1 protein-coding gene is annotated in these 1,440 nt (G+C 32.8%); it reads right to left on the minus strand.

What is annotated here, in order from left to right; genetic code table 11:
• Positions 1–46: 46 nt before the first annotated feature.
• Positions 47–1,135, minus strand: coding sequence for a phage integrase SAM-like domain-containing protein (locus GVN22_RS27225; RefSeq protein WP_166554144.1), 1,089 nt, complete (start codon positions 1,133–1,135; stop codon positions 47–49).
• Positions 1,136–1,440 lie beyond the last annotated feature (305 nt).

Below are 1,440 nucleotides of genomic sequence, written 5' to 3' on the forward strand. Positions count from 1 at the left end.
TCATAATACTTACCTAAAGTTAAAAAATATCACACTTTTTAAACTTTTAATCCGTACTATTTTTGGGGAAGCTTACAATACCATGGTCTACAAAACTCTTTCTTGAGGTATGAAAGGTTAAATACTTGTTTATCTTAGCTTTTTTAGCTATCTGTTTAATGTACTTATTAAGATTAGTATTTGACATCTTTGGGAGTGTGTAAATATCAGAGCCATAACGTTTAAAAATTCTCATGGCTTTTTCATTTAGTGGCACTCGTTGCCTAGTATCGGTTTTATCCCTCCCTAATTTAATCCACACAATATTCTCAGTGTCAATGATGATGTCATCTTCACATAGTGTGTCATAATCTACAAAGCTCAATGAGGTTTCAGCACAAAAACGGTAAATATCAAAGGTCTTTCTATGCGTATCTGACAAATCCAAAGCATCTATTTTGTCCAGCTCCTCCTGTGTGAGTGATACAGGATCCTTTTCTTTGGCTTTCTCTACCTTATAACTCTCTATTTTTCGGTCTTGAGTGTATCCTTTAGATACAGCGTACTTTACAATCCCTTTAATAAGAAATAAATACTTTTCAATAGTGCTTTCTTGATACTTCGAAATTTTAAGATAGAATTTAAAATCCTCCATGAAAACATGGTCAATAGAATCTATGTCTATTTGCTCTAGTTGTTTTTGTACCAAATAGGTGCGGATAGTCTCAAATTTTGATTCTCTACTTACTACTGATTGCTTCTTAAGTTTTTCGGCTTTGACCAAGAGATATTGATCTTTGATAAATTCTTTGAATACATCAATAAAATATGGTACTCTTTTTCCTTTTCTTACTAATCCGTGAGAGACTCTGTGCCTTTCTAAGATTTCATCTGGTCGGATTGGCTCATTAGGTTTCTCAAAACTGATTTGATTGAAAATTTGGGTAAAACGTAATTCATGGTTATCCATAAATTTTTGATTTTTGGCAGCCTCTTTACCTTGAAAACATTGTTCTTTGGGATTCCATTGTTTGCGATTTAATTTGATTTTAGTAGAAATTGGAACGGACTTTTCACCATCAACTCTAATTTCGCAATAGATAGTACCAAGGTCTTTGGTTCTACCTTCACGAAACCAATAATAGAAGGACATCATGTTGATAGGGGTGTAACTAACATTTCTAGGTGGGTAGTTGTTTAATTTTTTGACATTTGTAAAACTGTGTAATATTTAAGTAATTATAAAAGCTTAAATACAGGTCAAAAAGTGTTCCAAAACCACGAAAAATAAAATTGTTAGTAAAATTGTTAGTAAAATTGAAAAAGTGCCTTGGTTGCAAATAGAGGGGCTTTTTGAGGTATTTCAGAGGATTGCTGAAAATCTGTTATAAAACAAAAAAGCGAGCTAAATAGCTCGCTTGCAAGTCCTTAATTATGTAGGTTGTGGTCTCGTAGGGATTC

The sequence above is a fragment of the Cellulophaga sp. BC115SP genome, assembly GCF_009905545.1.
GTDB classification, from domain to species: domain Bacteria; phylum Bacteroidota; class Bacteroidia; order Cytophagales; family Spirosomataceae; genus Flectobacillus; species Flectobacillus rivi.

Bases quoted from the DNA above. Each gene is read 5' to 3' on its own strand.
- GVN22_RS27225 (WP_166554144.1), bottom strand. From the start codon at position 1,135: ATGATGTCCTTCTATTATTGGTTTCGTGAAGGTAGAACCAAAGACCTT.